The organism is Paenibacillus radicis (ex Xue et al. 2023) (assembly GCF_024722015.1).
In the GTDB taxonomy this organism is placed as follows: Bacteria; Bacillota; Bacilli; order Paenibacillales; family NBRC-103111; genus Paenibacillus_S.
In genome coordinates, this window is record NZ_JANQBD010000036.1 from 34443 (window position 1) to 51485 (window position 17043).

At 47.3% G+C, this 17043-nt stretch carries 15 protein-coding genes and 1 tRNA gene; all 16 read left to right on the top strand.

Annotation, left to right across the window (positions count from 1 at the left end):
* Positions 1-7 precede the first annotated feature (7 nt).
* The 16 genes from NV381_RS33440 to NV381_RS33515 all read left to right on the top strand — a co-directional run bounded on the left by NV381_RS33440 (position 8) and on the right by NV381_RS33515 (position 17023).
* Positions 8-238 (top strand): anti-sigma-F factor Fin family protein, encoded by a 231-nt coding sequence (locus NV381_RS33440; RefSeq protein WP_171656580.1) that lies wholly within the window; start codon positions 8-10, stop codon positions 236-238.
* Between the two features lie 187 nt (positions 239-425).
* Entirely contained in the window at positions 426-3947 is a 3522-nt protein-coding gene (mfd, locus tag NV381_RS33445) for a transcription-repair coupling factor (RefSeq protein WP_258217641.1), read from the top strand.
* Positions 3934-5028, top strand: coding sequence for a peptidylprolyl isomerase (locus NV381_RS33450; protein ID WP_258217642.1), 1095 nt, complete (start codon positions 3934-3936; stop codon positions 5026-5028). The genes mfd and NV381_RS33450 overlap by 14 nt, the downstream gene beginning before the upstream one ends.
* Before the next feature lie 287 nt (positions 5029-5315).
* Entirely contained in the window at positions 5316-5858 is a 543-nt protein-coding gene (gene spoVT / locus NV381_RS33455) for a stage V sporulation protein T (RefSeq protein ID WP_258217643.1), read from the top strand.
* A 156-nt stretch (positions 5859-6014) separates the two neighbouring features.
* On the top strand, positions 6015-7709 hold the full coding sequence (locus NV381_RS33460; RefSeq protein ID WP_258217644.1) for a putative polysaccharide biosynthesis protein: 1695 nt from the start codon (positions 6015-6017) through the stop codon (positions 7707-7709).
* Between the two features lie 94 nt (positions 7710-7803).
* The gene (gene mazG, locus NV381_RS33465; RefSeq protein ID WP_258217645.1) at positions 7804-9300 is read left to right on the top strand and encodes a nucleoside triphosphate pyrophosphohydrolase; all 1497 of its coding nucleotides are present in this window, start codon (positions 7804-7806) and stop codon (positions 9298-9300) included.
* A gap of 63 nt (positions 9301-9363) precedes the next feature.
* Positions 9364-9636, top strand: a complete 273-nt coding sequence (locus NV381_RS33470; RefSeq protein WP_258217646.1) for an HU family DNA-binding protein — start codon at positions 9364-9366, stop codon at positions 9634-9636.
* Positions 9636-9920, top strand: a complete 285-nt coding sequence (locus NV381_RS33475; protein WP_171656573.1) for an RNA-binding S4 domain-containing protein — start codon at positions 9636-9638, stop codon at positions 9918-9920. The genes NV381_RS33470 and NV381_RS33475 overlap by 1 nt, the downstream gene beginning before the upstream one ends.
* Before the next feature lie 287 nt (positions 9921-10207).
* Positions 10208-10492 (top strand): sporulation protein YabP, encoded by a 285-nt coding sequence (yabP, locus tag NV381_RS33480; protein ID WP_258217647.1) that lies wholly within the window; start codon positions 10208-10210, stop codon positions 10490-10492.
* Positions 10489-11067 carry a spore cortex biosynthesis protein YabQ gene (yabQ, locus tag NV381_RS33485; protein WP_258217648.1) on the top strand — a complete coding sequence of 193 codons (579 nt, stop codon included), beginning with the start codon at positions 10489-10491 and terminating at the stop codon, positions 11065-11067. Before yabP ends, yabQ begins: the two co-directional genes overlap by 4 nt.
* 15 nt (positions 11068-11082) lie before the next feature.
* Complete coding sequence (locus NV381_RS33490; RefSeq protein ID WP_258217649.1) at positions 11083-11415, top strand: FtsB family cell division protein; 333 nt, start codon at positions 11083-11085, stop codon at positions 11413-11415.
* A gap of 105 nt (positions 11416-11520) precedes the next feature.
* Positions 11521-12087: a S1 domain-containing RNA-binding protein gene (locus NV381_RS33495; RefSeq protein ID WP_258217650.1), complete on the top strand. Its 567-nt coding sequence runs from the start codon at positions 11521-11523 to the stop codon at positions 12085-12087.
* Positions 12088-12221: 134 nt separating this feature from the next.
* Positions 12222-12295 (top strand) — tRNA-Met (locus NV381_RS33500).
* A 367-nt stretch (positions 12296-12662) separates the two neighbouring features.
* On the top strand, positions 12663-15158 hold the full coding sequence (gene spoIIE, locus NV381_RS33505) for a stage II sporulation protein E (protein ID WP_258217651.1): 2496 nt from the start codon (positions 12663-12665) through the stop codon (positions 15156-15158).
* 184 nt (positions 15159-15342) lie between these two features.
* Positions 15343-16119, top strand: a complete 777-nt coding sequence (locus NV381_RS33510; RefSeq protein WP_258217652.1) for a vWA domain-containing protein — start codon at positions 15343-15345, stop codon at positions 16117-16119.
* Positions 16103-17023 (top strand): protein kinase domain-containing protein, encoded by a 921-nt coding sequence (locus NV381_RS33515; protein WP_258217653.1) that lies wholly within the window; start codon positions 16103-16105, stop codon positions 17021-17023. The genes NV381_RS33510 and NV381_RS33515 overlap by 17 nt, the downstream gene beginning before the upstream one ends.
* The last annotated feature ends 20 nt before the right edge of the window (positions 17024-17043 follow it).

The following is a 17043-nucleotide window of genomic DNA, read 5'->3' on the forward strand; positions in this document are numbered from 1 at the left end:
AGTGCTTGTGGGAGTAAAGTATTTTTGCCGTCATTGCCAGACACTGATAGGCGAGTTGGAGCAACAATATATCAGTGAGGAGCTGTTAGGCTTCCATTTCTTGACCCCTGAGGAACGGAGAGATATAATATCGTATAACCCAAATGGGGATGTCACTGTTAAAGTGGTGTGCGACTATTGCAAGGAAGCCTTGGATAGTAACCCGGAGCTGTCGCTTCTTACCAGTCCGCTCCAGTAAGGTTTGATTTTAACACAGATTTACAAATGTTGACGGATACCGCCTAGGCTGAATTAATGTCTAGGCGCTTTTTCAGGTACACGGATGGGATATGTATAATCTAGCCCAGGATGGCTCGTCCTTAAAAGACGATGCGACTAATTATCCTTGGGTTGCTTTTGTTAATGGGTGAGAGGGGTGTACGTTTTTGCAGGCTTTAATTCAAGCATTCTCCGCAGATCCTGATTTGCAGAGTATTGTATCGGGCGTACGCTCCGGGATGAGAGAGCAGCTGCTGTCTGGTTTGTCGGGTTCCTCACGACAGGTCATGCTGGCGGCTCTTTATGAGGAGTTACAGCAGCCGTTATTTATCGTGACACATAACATGTTCTCGGCGCAAAAAATATTTGAAGATTTGATCGAGTGCTTGCCTGCCGACAAAGTCTTGTTGTTCCCGGCACAGGAGCTTATGGCTGCGGAAACGGCTGTTGCAAGTCCGGAGATGCTGGCGCAGCGTATTGATGCGTTGACCCGACTGGCAGCCGGATTTCACGGCATTGTCGTTGTTCCCTATGCAGGGATGCGACGCGTTCTTCCGCTCAAAGGGTTGATTGCCGAAGCGAGGATTCCGATCAAGGTGGGCGAGACGCTTCAATTGGATGATTTTATTGCCCGCATGGTTGGACTGGGCTACGAGCGCGTGGAACGTGTCGAAGCAAAGGGTGAGATGAGTGTGCGGGGCGGTATTATTGACTTTTTTCCGCTATATTCAATCCATCCCTACCGGGTCGAGCTGTTCGATGAAGATATTGATTCCATTCGTACCTTTGATGTTACGGACCAGCGTTCTATCGACAAGTTAAATGCTTTAGTGATCACGCCATGCCGTGAGATTATTACGGATGGAAAACGTTTACAAGTTGCGGCCCAGCACGCTTATGATCTGCTGCAGGCTCAACTTGAGAAGATGGCGGATCGGGGAGCCAAGGACCGTCTTCTTGAAGGTGTGGGGCATGAGATTGAAATGATGCGGGAGGGACAATATTTCCCGGGGATTTTCAAATACATCTCTTTACTGTACCCGGAACGGCAAACTCTGCTTGATTATATGCCTAAGGAAACTATTTTGCTGATCGATGAGCCGGCAAGATTGTTGGAAACAGCCAAGCAGTTGGAGCGGGATGAAGCGGAATGGACGACCATGTCGCTACAGGATGGAAAGAGCATTCCGGCGTTTGTGCTGTCGAAGTCCTATGAAACTTTACTACAGCGGAAGCCTTATCCGACACTGTATATGTCTTTATTTTTGCGGCAAGTTCCACAAACGCAACCGCAAAATATTGTGAACTTCATGTGCCGGGCTATGCAAAATTTCCACGGTCAGATGAATGTGCTGAAGTCCGAGATGGAACGTTGGAAAAAATCTGGCGCCAAGGTGCTGATTCTGGCCAATGGGGAAGAGCGCGTGGATCGGGTTCGCCGTGTGCTTGCTGATTATAATATTGACGAGCCGACCATTCTAAGGGGAAACTTGCAGGCAGGCTTCGAGCTTCCGAATATTCATTTAGTGGTCATTACCGAAGGGGAAATGTTCACTCAGAAGCAGCGTAAAGCGCGTAAAGTTGATAAAAAAATAGAAAACGCCGAGCGCATCAAAAGCTATCAGGAGCTCAAGGTTGGCGATTATGTGGTTCATGTTAACCATGGTATCGGCAAGTTTGTTGGTATTGGCACACTCGAAATCAATGGAATTCATAAAGATTATTTGCATATTGTGTATGCCGGGGGAGATAAGCTGTCTGTCCCGATTGACCAGATTGACCATATCCAAAAATATGTAGGTTCCGAAGAGAAGGAGCCGAAGATTTATAAGCTTGGCGGTGCTGATTGGAATCGTGTCAAAAGCAAGGCGCGGGCTTCTGTTGAAGACATTGCGGATGACCTGATTAAATTATACGCAGAGCGCCAGGCGACAACAGGATACGGATTCAGTCAGGATACCACATACCAGCAGGAGTTTGAAGGTATGTTTCCTTATGAGGAAACGGTGGATCAACTGCGTGCCATTAGTGAGATCAAAGAGGATATGGAAAAACCGCGTCCCATGGATCGGCTGCTTTGCGGCGACGTTGGTTATGGGAAGACGGAGGTCGCCATCCGCGCTGCGTTCAAGTCAGCCATCGACGGCAAGCAAGTGGCCGTATTGGTGCCGACAACGATTCTGGCGCAGCAGCATTATGAAACATTCCGCGAGCGTTTTTCTGGATACCCTTTTAATATTCAAGTGCTGAGCCGTTTCCGTTCCAAAAAGGAACAGACTGAGACTATGAAGGGTGTCAAGGCGGGAACTGTGGATGTCGTCATTGGTACTCACAGATTGCTGTCAGCGGATGTGAAATTTAAAGACCTTGGACTGCTTATCGTCGATGAGGAGCAGCGCTTCGGTGTGTCGCACAAAGAAAAGCTGAAGCGGCTGAAAATGAATGTAGATGTGCTCACGCTAACAGCTACGCCGATCCCTCGGACACTGCATATGTCGATGCTTGGAGTCCGTGATTTGTCAGTCATCGAAACGCCGCCAGAGAACCGGTTCCCGGTACAGACCTATGTGGTGGAGCAGAGCAATGCATTGGCTCGTGAAGCTATTGAACGTGAATTGGCTCGTGAAGGACAGGTGTATTATTTGTTCAACCGTGTCCAGGGCATTAATCAGATGGCTGAGCAAATTTCGATGCTTGTCCCTGATGCGAGGGTAACGGTTGCCCATGGCCAAATGTCCGAGCAAGAGCTGGAGAAAACGATTCTCGACTTTTTAGATGGAGAATACGATGTACTGGTCAGCACGAGCATTATAGAAACCGGTGTTGATATCCCGAATGTTAATACATTAATTGTTCATGACTCCGATAAGATGGGTTTATCCCAGCTGTACCAGCTTAGAGGCCGTGTAGGGCGCTCTAATCGGATTGCTTACGCCTACTTTACTTACCAGCGTGATAAAGTGCTGACCGAGGTTGCTGAGAAGAGGCTTCAAGCTATAAAAGAGTTTACAGAATTAGGGTCAGGGTTTAAAATTGCCATGAGGGATTTGTCCATCCGCGGTGCGGGGAATTTACTTGGAGCCGAGCAGCATGGTTTTATTGCATCGGTAGGCTTTGACTTGTATTCCCAAATGCTTGCTGAGGAAATTGCCAAACGGAAACATGAGATTACAGGCGAAGAGCCGGAAGTAATTAAATCTTGGGTAACTCATTTGGACATCCAATTGGATGCCTATATTCCCGGTGATTATATTTACGATAGCGTGCAAAAAATAGAGATTTACAAAAAGGTTGTAGCCGTTAAGTCGTTGGAAGAGGCTGCTGAACTGCATGATGAGCTTGTAGATCGTTTTGGTGATTTGCCGGAAGCTGTGCACAATCTGCTTGCCGTTGCGAGATTGAAGGCATATGGCTCCATGTATGCCATCGAATCCATTTCGCAAAAAGGGCTGGATTATGAGATTAAGATTCATGCGGATCAAACCGGCAATTTGGATGGGCAGTTGTTGTTTAGCATAGCAAGTGAGTTTGAAGGCCGTGTGAAATTGATTGCCGGTCCGCAAATTCATATCCATCTTAAGGGCAAGGGATTGCAGCCGGAGCAATCCATCGAATTGCTCGAAAAATTCCTGAATCAATACAAGCGTGCTTTGAAATCGAAGGGAGAATTGCAAAATGCTGTCAAGTAAATGGATGAAAACAAAAAAGGGGCTTATTGCTGTTTTAGCCGCGGTAACCTTGATTTCGGTGGTTGCTACAGGCTGTGGGAAAAAGGTTGAAGAACCGGCTCCAGGTGCTACAACACCGGCAAAACCTGAAGCGAACCCTAGTGAGGTGCTGGTAACCTACAAGGATGGCGGGAAAGTAACGCGTGGCGAATTCAATACGTTCCTGAATATCAATACTTTTTTCTATAAAGAATATGCGCAATACAAAGAGGACCCTGCATTTCAGCAGGATATGATGAAGCAGTTTGTTACATTCCGTGTGCTTTCGGCTCGTGCGGACGATAAAGCGAAAAAGGAAGCGGAAACTAAGGCGAAAGAACAAATGGATCAGATCAAAATGTTTCTTGGCATGCAGGAGGGCGGTTTAGAGAAGCAGCTTAAGGATGCCAGCCTGACAGAAAAGGATATTAATGATTTTATTCTCCGCAGTATGCAGGGAATTGCAGCTATGGAGAGCAAGGTTACGGATCAACAGGTGAAGGATGCGTATGATAAGCATCTTGCGCAGGATAAAAATGCGTATGACATTGCAACGGTCAGCCATATTCTAATTGGAACAATGGATCCGGCCACCCAAAAGGAAAGCCGTACGAAGGAAGATGCGAAGAAACGCGCAATCGAAGTTCAGGACAAGCTGAAGAATGGCGGTGATTTTGCTGCACTGGCCAAGGAGTACTCCGAAGATCCGGGCTCCAAGGATAAAGGCGGTAAATATGAGAATGCTGAAATTTCTCAGTGGGTTCCTGAATTTAAGAAAGCTGCAATTGAACTGCCTATAAACCAAGTTAGCGATCCTGTTGAAACCTCTTACGGTTACCATATTATGAAGGTAGAATCCCGTAAAACTAAAACATTTGATGAGGTAAAACCAAGCTTGCGCTCGGAAGCGGCGGAAACGCAAGTGTATGAATTTGTAGAAAAAGAACTGCCTACTTTAATTGAAACTAATAATTTGCCTAAGCCAGCCCCAGCTCCAGCCCCGACGGCGCCAGCAGGAACACCAACTCCTGAGGCACCGAAGGCGGATACACCGGCTAAGTAATATATTACCAGAGTACCCGAGAGGGTACTCTGTTTTTATTTCTCAAATATGGACATAATGAAGGCAACGACGTCAGCGTCACGGGTACATAAACTCAAAGTGGCTGATCAAAGAGATCAACAACATGGGTTAAATTAGCTCAAATGACGTCTTACACGCAACACATGTATAAGCCGATGGGAATCGAAGAATACTATGGTTACAATATGAAATTCCCTCTACATTGAATAAAACTTTAGCTATCCAGTCGTAACTAACTCTTCAAGGAAAGCGAGGCATCAAGAAACATGAAAGCAACTGGAATCGTTCGTCGTATTGACGATTTAGGAAGAGTGGTTATCCCCAAGGAAATTCGTCGCACATTACGGATAAGGGAAGGGGATCCGCTGGAAATTTTCGTGGATCGCGATGGAGAAGTCATCTTGAAGAAATACTCTCCAATCGGTGAATTAGGTGATTTTGCGAAGGAATATGCGGAATCATTGTATGAGAGCACGAATCATATCACTATGATCACGGACCGTGACAACATCATTGCCGTTGCTGGAGCGTCCAAGAAAGACTATCTGGAGAAATCAATCGGCTCTTTGGTGGAAGCGTGTATGGAAAACCGTAAAACTTCAATGGAAAGCAGCACAGGCCAATATGAGGTTATCAAGGATGTAAGTGATACGTATACCTCTTATGTCATTGCCCCCATTATTGCAGGTGGCGATCCAATTGGATCAGTGGTTCTCTTCAGCAAGGACGAAAATGTTAAGATGGGGCAAATGGAAGTTAAAATGTCTGAAACGGCCGCAGGGTTTTTGGCCAAACAAATGGAGCAGTGAAATAGTAAAACAAATTAAAGGGAGAGATAGAGGAACCTGAAAAGGGGGTCTAGGGATCCCTTTTTTTGTTGTGTCCAGATAGTATATAATAAATGGATTGTAAGAAGGAAAAAGCAGGAAGATGGATAAGCTCTGTTTGCACGAAGGGGAAGCGGGATGAAAGAAGATTCAGAGGCTCAAGGCAAAGAAGGGCAGCTAGCAGGTGCGACTCTGCTGAAAGGAGCAGCTGTTCTAGGTGTAGCTGCTGTTATATCGAAGTTAATTGGAACGATACAGAAAATTCCGCTGCAAAACGTGGCAGGGGATGAAGTGTTCGGTATTTATAATGCGGTTTATCCACTGTATATATTAATCTTGTTTTTGGCAACGGCGGGTTTTCCCATTGTAGTTTCCAAGTTTGTGTCGGAGCATGTATCTGCTGGACGTCATGAGGAGGCTCATCGCGTACTCAGGGTATCGTCAGCGGTACTGGCTGCTACGGGCTTCTTGTTTTTTTTGTTTTTGTTTTGCGGCGCTGATTGGCTGGCAGGATTGATGGGGGCGAGTCAAACAAGCAGGGCTATTCGCAGCGTCTCCTTCGCACTGCTGTTAGTGCCTGTGATGTCTGCGCTGCGCGGGTATTTTCAAGGCTATCAGAATATGATACCTACCGCAGTCTCTCAAGTGGTCGAACAAACCATTCGTGTAGCGACTATGTTTGGGCTATTGTTGCTTTTCGTTCATTATGGCTACGGGGCCGATTGGATTGCTGCTGGGGCAACATTTGGCTCGGTAATGGGAGCTGTTGCCGGATTGCTGGTAATGCTTCATTATTACTTGAAGGGGCGGAGGAAAGGAAAAGATAGTTCTCTTCTGAAGACTGCGGCTTTTGCTCCAGCGAAGTCTGGAGAAGTTTGCTATGCAAGGGAAAGCAATAGCAGCCTAATACGCCGTCTTTTGCTTTACGCCCTGCCGATTTGTCTCGGGACCATTGCTCTGCCGATACTGACCCTTGTAGATTCGTTTAGCGTGCCCAGGCTGCTGAAGCATCACGGATTGGATGAAATGGGGGCGTTATATCAGTTTGGTCTTTACAATCATGGACTCCCCCTGGTTCAATTGGTCGCAATGCTGGCCTCCTCCATGTCCGCAGCGCTGGTGCCTGCTATAGCTCAGGCGAAGGCTAAGGGGGATTCTGCGCTGCTTCGCAGCCGGACGGAGCAATCGCTTCGTCTAACCTGGCTGATCGGGTTGGCTGCTTCGGTTGGTTTGGCCGTGCTGGCTGAACCGATTAATGTGATGTTCTTCAGAAGCGGTGAAGGATCGTTAGCGATGGTTATTCTTAGCTTTACTGCGCTGTTTAGCATACTCAACATCGTCGCAAGCAGCGTGCTCCAGGGCTTCGGCGCCGTGGCTGCGCCGGCGTTTTACCTGCTCGCCGCGGCGGCGGCCAAAATCGCGGCGAACGCCGCCCTTGTGCCCCGCTGGGGCATCGATGGCGCCGCGACCGCGGCGGTGGTCGCCTACGCGCTCGCAGGCGGCCTCGCGCTCGCCCACGCGCTGCGCGCCACCGGCGTCACGCCGGCGTTCGGCCAGACCGTCATCAAACCGATGCTCAGCCTCGGCTTGATGACGGTGGGCCTGCTCGCCGTGACGCGCGGCTTGCCTGCGCTGCTGGGAGCGCTCCACGTGGGCCTGCCCCTTCGGGGCATGGCCACCGTGGTCTCGCTCGCAGGCGTAGCCGTTGGAGCGCTTGTATACGCGCTCGCACTGCTTCGTCTCGGCGTCGTGTCCTCCGCCGAGCTGGAGCAGGTTCCGCAGCTGAGAGGCAAACCTCTCGCGCTGCTGCGCAGAACGAAGCTGCTGAGATAAGAATGGTTTGAACTCCTACTTATCGTGACTTATATTTCCCACTCATAATCTTTACCCCATTCTCGACCCACTTGAACGAAGGAGGCGAATATTCATGCAACCTCAAATCACAGTTGTCGGTTTAGGCTCCGGCAATGAAGATCAGCTGACGCTAGGCGTCTGGAAGAAGCTGCAGGCAGCGGATAAGCTGTATCTGCGAACGGATCAGCATCCAATGATCGGCATGCTGACAAACAACAATATCGCTTATGAATCGTTTGACGCGTTATATGAAAGTCATGACACCTTCGAGGGTGTATATGAGGCAATTGCCGCTGAGCTGCTAGCTTTGGCCAAGTCCGCGCCGGCAGGTATTATCTATGCAGTTCCCGGCCATCCGATGGTGGCTGAGATGACAGTACAGCTGCTGCGTGATCGTTGTCCGCAGGAGGGGGTGACGCTTGCGCTTCTGGGTGGAGAAAGCTTTCTGGACCAAGCGTTTCTGCGCCTTGGCTTTGATCCGATTGACGGGTTCCAATTGCTTAATGGAACGGCACTATCCGTTCACAGCTTGAACCCGCAGCTGCATACAGTGATCGGTCAAGTGTATGACACTTTTACAGCCTCAGATGTGAAGCTTACGTTAATGGAGCTGTACCCGGACGACATGGAAGTCGTGGTCGGACATGCTTTGGGTGTAGCCGATGAAGAAAAGATACATCGCATACCGCTGTTCGAGCTGGATCATCTCCAGGATTACGGCAATCTGTCGCTTGTCTGGATTCCGCGGACGGATGAGGATAAGCTTCGCAACCGGACCTTTGCCCGCCTGCATGAAATTGTGGCAATTCTTCGCAGCCCGGAGGGCTGTCCTTGGGATCGGGAGCAGACGCATCAATCTTTGCGCAAAAATTTAATAGAGGAAGCCTACGAGGTTTTGGAAACATTCGATGAAGAAGATCCTGATCATATGGCTGAGGAATTGGGAGATCTATTGCTGCAAATAATGCTGCACTCCCAGATTGAAGCTGAAGAAGGCGGATTTACAGTGCTGGACGTCATTGAAGCTTTAAATAAGAAGCTGATTCGCCGCCACCCTCATGTTTTTGGAGAGGCTTTGGCCGGGGATGCGGATGAAGCTCTTCAAAACTGGCAGCAGATTAAACAAGAAGAGAAACGTCAAAAAGGGATTGATCCTGACGAGCTTCCTTTGCTGAGCGGTGTTCCCCGTGAGCTGCCGGGCTTGATGAAGGCTTATAAGCTTCAGAAGAAGGCTGCTGCTGTCGGCTTTGATTGGAGCCGATTGGATGAAGTGTTGGAGGTTGTCGAATCGGAGCTGGCTGAAGTGAAAGAAGCAATAGCTCAATTTTCGAAAAAAGAGCAGCAGGAAGAGCTTGGAGATTTGCTGTTTTCGGTTGTTAATCTGGCCCGTTTTCTTAAAATTGAGCCGGAGGAAGCTATGTCTGGCGCCAATCGCAAATTTTTTGAGAGATTCGGGTATATAGAGCGGCAGCTGCGTTTAAAGGGCAAAAATTTTGACCAAACTGATCTACAAGAGATGGAATCTTTGTGGCAGGAAGCAAAAAAAGTTTTATATATCGACAATAACTAGCAGGAATTTCCTGAAAAACAAAGAATACATAACATAGAGTTATTTTGAGGAGGAAAAGTATCCATGAACAAAACAGACTTGATCAGCAACATTGCAGAAAAAAGCGGTTTGACCAAGAAGGACGTGGAAACCGTTCTTAACAACTTCTTGGGCGAAGTAACCGATGCTTTATCTACTGGTGACAAAGTCCAACTAATCGGTTTTGGAACATTTGAAATTCGCAAACGTTCCGGACGTACTGGACGCAATCCTCAAACAGGTAAAGAAATTACAATTCCTGAGTCAAAAGTTCCGGCTTTCAAAGCAGGTAACAAGCTTAAAGAAGCGGTAAAATAATGCGGCTTGATAAATTTCTCAAGGTTTCCCGGTTAATCAAGCGGCGCACCGTTGCTAAGGATGTATCCGATCAAGGGCGTGTCTGGATTAATGGGAAAGACTCAAAACCAAGCAGTGCCGTCAAGGTCGGCGATGAATTGAAAATTCAATTCGGGCAAAAGAGCGTGACGGTTCGTGTGGAACAACTTGCCGAATCTACCCGCAAGGAAGATGCGGCGAACATGTACACTCTGCTTAAAGAAGAAATGCACAAAACCGAATTATGGCAAAGCCAGGGAGACTGACGCGTTCAGTCTTCTTTTTTTTGTAGTTCTATTCTTGGACATCCCCCCATATTTTTAAGTAAACAAGCTTTGTTGTTAGGTATTTTTTATTGCCATGTTAGTGGGCGGAGGGCAGTGTAACGAACCGGAGAGTTTACGTGCCGCCTTTGAAAACGAGTTTTCACCTCTTAGTCTAATCAAGAAACTCGTTTTCAACAGCGGCCGGAGGTCGTTACACTGATCCGCAGCCTGACGAAGTCATGGCAAGACCGCATCCAAACAACCAAAGCTGCCAGGAGGGATCGTCCATGGCAATCGAGCCGGGAAAAGTGAAGCGACAAGAAATAAAAATGCTCAATCGCAAGCTGCTCGAAGTGTCCGGAGTTATGAACGTAGAAAGCTTTGACAGCGAAGAGTTTTTACTGGAAACCGAATTTGGGTTTCTTATGATCAGAGGTCAGAACCTGCACATTAAAAACTTAAGCCTCGAGCAGGGGCTGGTGGCGATTGAAGGATTAGTGAACGAGCTGGCCTATGTTGACGCAAACTCCCAAGGGAAATCCAAGGGATTATGGGGCAAGCTCTTTAAGTGACACTGCAAACTCAGTTTGTTACGATGGGCATGATGCTGCTGGGTGGGTTATCCTTAGGGGGATTGTTTGATTTATACCGGGTGCTTGCAAGCCAGCTGAAGGCGCCGCGGTATGCTTACTACCTCCTGGATCTCGTGTTTTGGCTCATCGGAACCTTGCTTGTATTCAAGCTTTTGTATGCAAGCAATTTAGGACAAGTGCGGATGTTCATTTTTGTTGGCTTGCTGCTAGGAATTGCTGTGTACTTTATGCTGTTCAGCCGAGCGGTCGTCCAAATGATTCTATGGATGATTCGGTTTGTTCGAGCTTTAATCCGTATAGGTAAACGCACAATTGAAATTTTGATAATAAAACCTATCGTATGGATGTATAGGGCAACTATTATAATTTTAGGATTTTTATTAGCCATAGCTATTTTCCTGTATAAAATTATGTTACAATTGCTTTATCCTGTGTGGAAACTGTTATGGTGGCTAAGTAAGCCGCTAATCCGTCGGATTCACATTCCTTCATGGATAAACAAATCAGGTCAAGTGGTCTCGTCGTTTATTCGGCGGCTTTTTGGTCGGACGTAGGAGGGTTTTACAGCTATGAATTCTGCCCGATTGGCAAGCAACAATACCAAGCCGTTTAACAAAGGCTCTTATCGCAGACGCCGATTGGTCATGATTGTTCTTGCTTGCTTTCTAAGCTGGGCTGGAGTCACTCTGTGGAATCAAATCGGTAAAATCAATGACAGAAGCGAGAAACTAACCGCATTGGAGCAGAAATACAAAGAAACGCAGCAAACCAATGGGATTACGAAACGTGAAATTGTTCGGTTGAACGATCCAGAATACGTAGAACAAAAAATTCGAAAAGAGTTACATTATGTTAAGCAGGGAGAAACCCTGTTCTATGTACCTAAGGAACAGAAGAGATAGGCACGATAGCGCTATCAAACCTTTAGTTGACCATATTGTAGCTGTACGTTATAATCTGCATTGTCAGGGTTTCGTTAACTATTTAAGGGAGGAACATTTTACTTTATGGCAATTGAAGTCGGCAGCAAGCTGGAAGGAAAGGTTACGGGCATTACTCACTTTGGGGCGTTTGTTGAACTGCCTGAGGGCGGTACGGGCCTGGTGCATATCTCGGAGATAGCAGATAACTATGTTAAGGATGTCAACGATCATCTTAAGTTGAATGACATGGTTACCGTTAAAGTGATTAATGTTGACAAGGATGGCAAAATCGGCCTATCGATTAAACAAGCGGTAGACAAACCGGTTGAAGCTCCAAGGCCCCCTCGTTTTGAAAGACAAGGTGGCGGACCCGGCGGACCTGGCGCTGGCGGCGGAGATCGTGGAGGTCGCCCTGGTGGTGGATTTGGCGGCGGTGGCCGTGGAGGCGGTTTTGGCGGCGGCGGCGGTGGAGACCGTGGAGGCCGAGGCGGTGGATTTGGCGGCGGCGGCCGTGGAGGCAAACCTCCTGCTGGTAAACCTACATTCGAAGACAAAGTATCGCGCTTTCTAAAAGATAGCGAGGAACGCATCTCGTCCCTGAAGAAGAACACCGAAGGGAAACGTGGAGGCCGAGGCGCTAGACGCGATTAACTATAGCATATGCAGCCGTTTGGGCGGAATTCGCCTGCACGGCTTTTTAGTTATTTCAAGCTATTGGCAGCGAAATCACCCCTTATTGTTGCTTGACAAAATGTCCAGGCCTATTATATACTCATGCTTGTTGTGGCGGTGTAGCTCAGCTGGCTAGAGCGTACGGTTCATACCCGTAAGGTCGGGGGTTCGATCCCCTTCGCCGCTATTGTAAGATGAAAAAAAGGCGCCTTGCCGAGAACTTTGATTCCGGCGGGGCGTTTTTTGTGTTGAATAGCTTCTTTGGATTTGGAGCTTTTGTCGTATATTATTATGAATAGAGTGAATCGACAACATCTAACGGCAATAACGTACGTTTAGTAGACCTTTGTTATGAAGTATTGAGAAGAAGCAGGTATTACGAAAATTATTGGAAACGCTTTCATATATAGGGGCGGCGGGTTTTCGTCATTAGCGCGTCAGTCTTGATTTTTGTCGGAAAAAACTTTATACCTACCAACTCATTCTGACAAACTTTATAATAGAGTGCCGTTATACTAAGACCACTAATAGGCTATGGGTGGTGTTCATAAAGTATGCAAAGAAAATCAGGTTTCAGTCACGTTGGGCTTACATGGAACAGATGGAGTCAGAAAGCGAAGCAGAAGACGGCGAGCGTGTTGCTGGAGAATCGGCTGGTACAGTCGGTGAACACTAAGAAGTGGTCAATCTTGTTATTGTTAATGGCATTTTTGCTAGGCAGAGCTATGATTCTTGATCAGTTATCTCCGTTTGCGATTGCATTTTTTGCTGTTGTGTATTTTTTGCGGCGAGAGCTTCTGTTCATGACTGGATTCTTCCTGGTTTTGGGCGGTTTACTCTCGGGAGATCCCCAGCATACCAGTTACATGGTGTCAGAAATACTCGTGTTTGTACTTATCCAGAAAGGTGTGGAAAGGTTTGAGCGCTCAGATATTTCGTATTCCCCCGTGATTGTTTTTGTATCGGTTTTTCTCGTTCAATTGTTCGTGCATCTCGTTTCAACGGAATTGAGCTGGTACTCCTTTATGTTGACCGGGGTCGAGGCGATGCTGAGCTTAATATTAACCCATATCTTTTTGCAAGCCGTCCCTGTATTTACCCTTACCCGCAAAAACTACAGTTTAAAAAACGAGGAAGTCATCTGTCTTATCATTCTGCTTGCCTCCGTAATGACGGGAACAGTTGGTTGGTCGATCGGGCCTGTCACTGTGGAGCATGTTTTATCGAGATATCTTATCTTACTATTCGCGTTAGTCGGAGGAGCGCCGCTGGGAGCTTCGGTCGGTGTCATTACAGGGTTAATCCTGAGCCTTGCTAACTCCAACGCCATTTACCAGATGAGTTTGCTGGCATTTGCTGGGATGCTCGCAGGTTTATTAAAAGAAGGCAATAAGCTCGCCGTGGGGCTAGGGATGTTGCTTGGTTCTTCGATTCTCTCTTTTTATATTGGCAATCAAGCTGAAGTCATTAATTCTACTTGGGAATCAGTAGCGGCTGTCCTGCTGTTTCTCCTCACCCCTAGAGGGGTCATTGATACATTGGCTAAATACGTGCCGGGTACTCAGGAAAATTTGAAGTCTCAACATGATTATGCGAAAAGAGTAAGAGATATTACAGCAAATCGTGTGGAGCAATTCTCGGAGGTATTCCGCCAGCTCTCCAAAAGCTTTAAGCAAATTACCGTAGACTCCCAGCCGAGGCAGAAGGAAGAGGAAGTCGGGCATTTTATGAACTCGGTGGCTGAACGATCATGCTCCTCTTGCTGGAAACGAAATCAATGCTGGAATGATAAATTTTATCAAACGCATAAGTTCATGACCGATATGATGACGGAAGTCGAGCTTAGGGAGGAGATGGGACGTAAAGATATTTTGCCGCAATGGAAGAAGGTCTGTATCAAGCCCGATCAGGTGCTTACAGTGATGAAACAGCAGTATAGCCTATACCGAAATGACCAGCATTGGAAAAAACAAATTATCGATAGTCGTCAATTAGTAGCCGATCAGCTATCCGGTGTGTCACAGGTTATGGAGGATTTGGCTAAGGAAATCAAACGAGAGGGGCAGGAGCTGTTTTTACAGGAGGAGCAAATACGAGTTGGACTGGAGGAGTTGGGCCTATCTATTCACAGTATTGATATCATCAGCCTGGACGAAGGGAACGTGGAAATTGAAATCATCCACCAGTATACAAGGGGGTTTGACGAATGCCGTAAAATTATAGCTCCTTTATTGACGGATATATTAGGTGAGCATATCGCGGTGAAAAATGAACAGATGCTGGAGCGAAAGGAAGGTTACAGCACCGTAGTGTTCGGATCAGCTAAGGAGTATGAGGTAGAGACGGGGATTGCCGCAGCGGCAAAAGGAGGAGATCTGCTGTCAGGGGACAGCTTCAGTACGGTGGAGCTTGGTAATGGGAAGTTTGCTGTTGCGTTGAGCGACGGCATGGGCAATGGGGAACGGGCGCGAGCAGAAAGCAGCACCGCACTGACGATTCTGCAGCAGCTGCTGCAGTCAGGCATGGATGAAAAGTTGGCGATCAAATCGGTTAATTCTGTGCTCATGCTGCGCTCCTCTGACGAAATGTATGCAACAGTCGATGTGGCCATTATTGATCTGTACAATGCGCATACGACTTTTTTGAAGATCGGCTCCACACCCAGCTTTATTAAACGAGGAGGCGAAGTGTTTCCCATTACGGGTAATAATTTGCCGGTAGGTATTCTTCACGAAATTGACGTCGATTTGGTGAGCCTGCCGCTGCAGCCAGGTGATATTCTGATAATGATGACTGACGGCATTTATGATGCGCCAGGACATGCCGTCAATAAAGATATATGGATGAAGCGTTTGCTTACAGAAATCGATACGGAATCACCGCAGGAATTTGCGGACATTTTGCTGGAGAGGATTGTACGGTATCACCATGGCGAAATATATGACGATATGACGGTTGTTGTAGCGCGTTTGGAGAAATATCAACCGGAATGGGCCACGTTCAGTTGGCCAGGTATGCAGCGTATCGAGCGGCCTAAAACGGTTAGTTAATGCGAAACAGTTTTCATAGCTCTACTAGCCCGCAAATAAGAGATCTGACATAACAAGGACTTCCGATTTCTTTTCGGATAGTCCTTGTTTGAGTTCGATTCCCAAGTTTAGGAAACTTGCAAAGTGGAAAAACTGATAGGAATGGTAGGATCCATTCGATGCTTGCTCTTGGGAGGGAACAGAAATGAAACAGATTATACTTATTACCGACGGCTGTTCAAATGTAGGGATTAGTCCGGTTATTGCAGCTGCGAATGCGAAAGTGGAAGGCATTACCGTAAATGTCATAGGGCTCTTGGATTCCGGTTTGCTGGGAGAGCATGGTTCCGAGGAAATCAATGAAATCGCGCTGGCAGGCGGAGGAATGAGTCGAATAGTTACGACGGCCCAGCTATCTCAGACGGTTCAGATGATGACTCGAAAGACAGTTGCCCAGACGATTCAGCAGGTGATTGGCAAGGAGCTGCAGCACATATTAGGAGACTCCAAAATCGAAAGCTTACCCCCGGATAAGCGTTCACAAGTCGTTCAAGTTCTGGATGATCTAAGTGAAACCGCCACTTTGAGGGTTGCACTGCTGATTGATACGAGCGCAAGTATGAAACCCAAGCTGCAAGCCGTGAAGGAAGCGATTTATGATTTGCAGCTTAGTCTGCAAGCTCGATCGGGTGTGAGCGAGACAGCAGTATTTCATTTTCCGGGCTCTCCTTCATCACGGCTTGATGTGGAAATGGACCTGGATTGGACACGAGACCTTGCAAATTTGAACCGTTTGTTCTATAAATTAAACATGAAGGGTACGACACCTACGGGGCCTGCGCTTCTAAAAGTAATTCAACTCATGACAAGCGGCATTGCTGACGATAAAATCAGTAAAGAAGGCGATGAAGCGAATCCTGGGCGAGCGTCAGGGCGCACGCCTGCAGGCAAGGAAGGGATACTGGGTGATTACGTCGTTTGAGCAAGACCTACATACTGGTAAAATCATCATCGGAAAATGGAACAAGGCACAGTACCGTGTTGAACGAATGCTTGGGGCAGGAGCTAACGGAAAAGTCTATCTCGTGATGAAGGGAAAGCTTCAATATGCAATGAAAATAGGCTTTGATGCAGTGGATCATCAATCGGAGATCAATGCACTTAAGGAACTGTCGAAGTCGAATACATCGTTTCGTCATTATTTGCTGGATGTGGATGATTACGAGGAGAACGGTGTCAATCTACCCTTCTATGTAATGCGCTATATTAAAGGACAGTCCATGACTGACTTCATATGGCGAAACGGACGAGATTGGATCGGTTTAATTGGGACCAATATGCTTCGCAAGCTGGTGGAGCTGCATGGGCAAGCCTATATTTTTGGCGACATCAAAGTACAAAATATGCTTGTGTCCGGTTATGGTGATGTTGAATTGATTGATTTCGGCGGGGTTACTGCTAAAGGCCGTTCGGTTAAGCAGTTCACAGAAGTATATGATCGAGGCTATTGGGGAGCCGGGACCCGTTCAGCAGATGAGGCATATGACTTGTTCGCTTTTGCCGTGCTGATCATCAGTAGTGTGGAGACAGAGCAGAGAATGAAGGGGATCGATAAGCTGCTGCCGCAAAATCGCAGCGTGGATATTCTTATCAACATGCTTCAGTCAAACCCGGCACTACGGCAGGTTGCTCCGATGCTTCGTAAAGCGCTGCTTGGGCAATATTCGACTTCGAAGCAAGCTTTGGCTGATTGGCGCAGACAAGGGTACGGCAAACCTTCGCTCTCAGCCCCCAAGAAGGGCAGCCTGTCCTCTTTGCTGAAGTTATGTTTCACCCTCTCTTTATTAATGTTTGGACTAGCTCTTTATTTTTATTGGCCATCGTAATGCGTGTTGTTTCGAGGAAA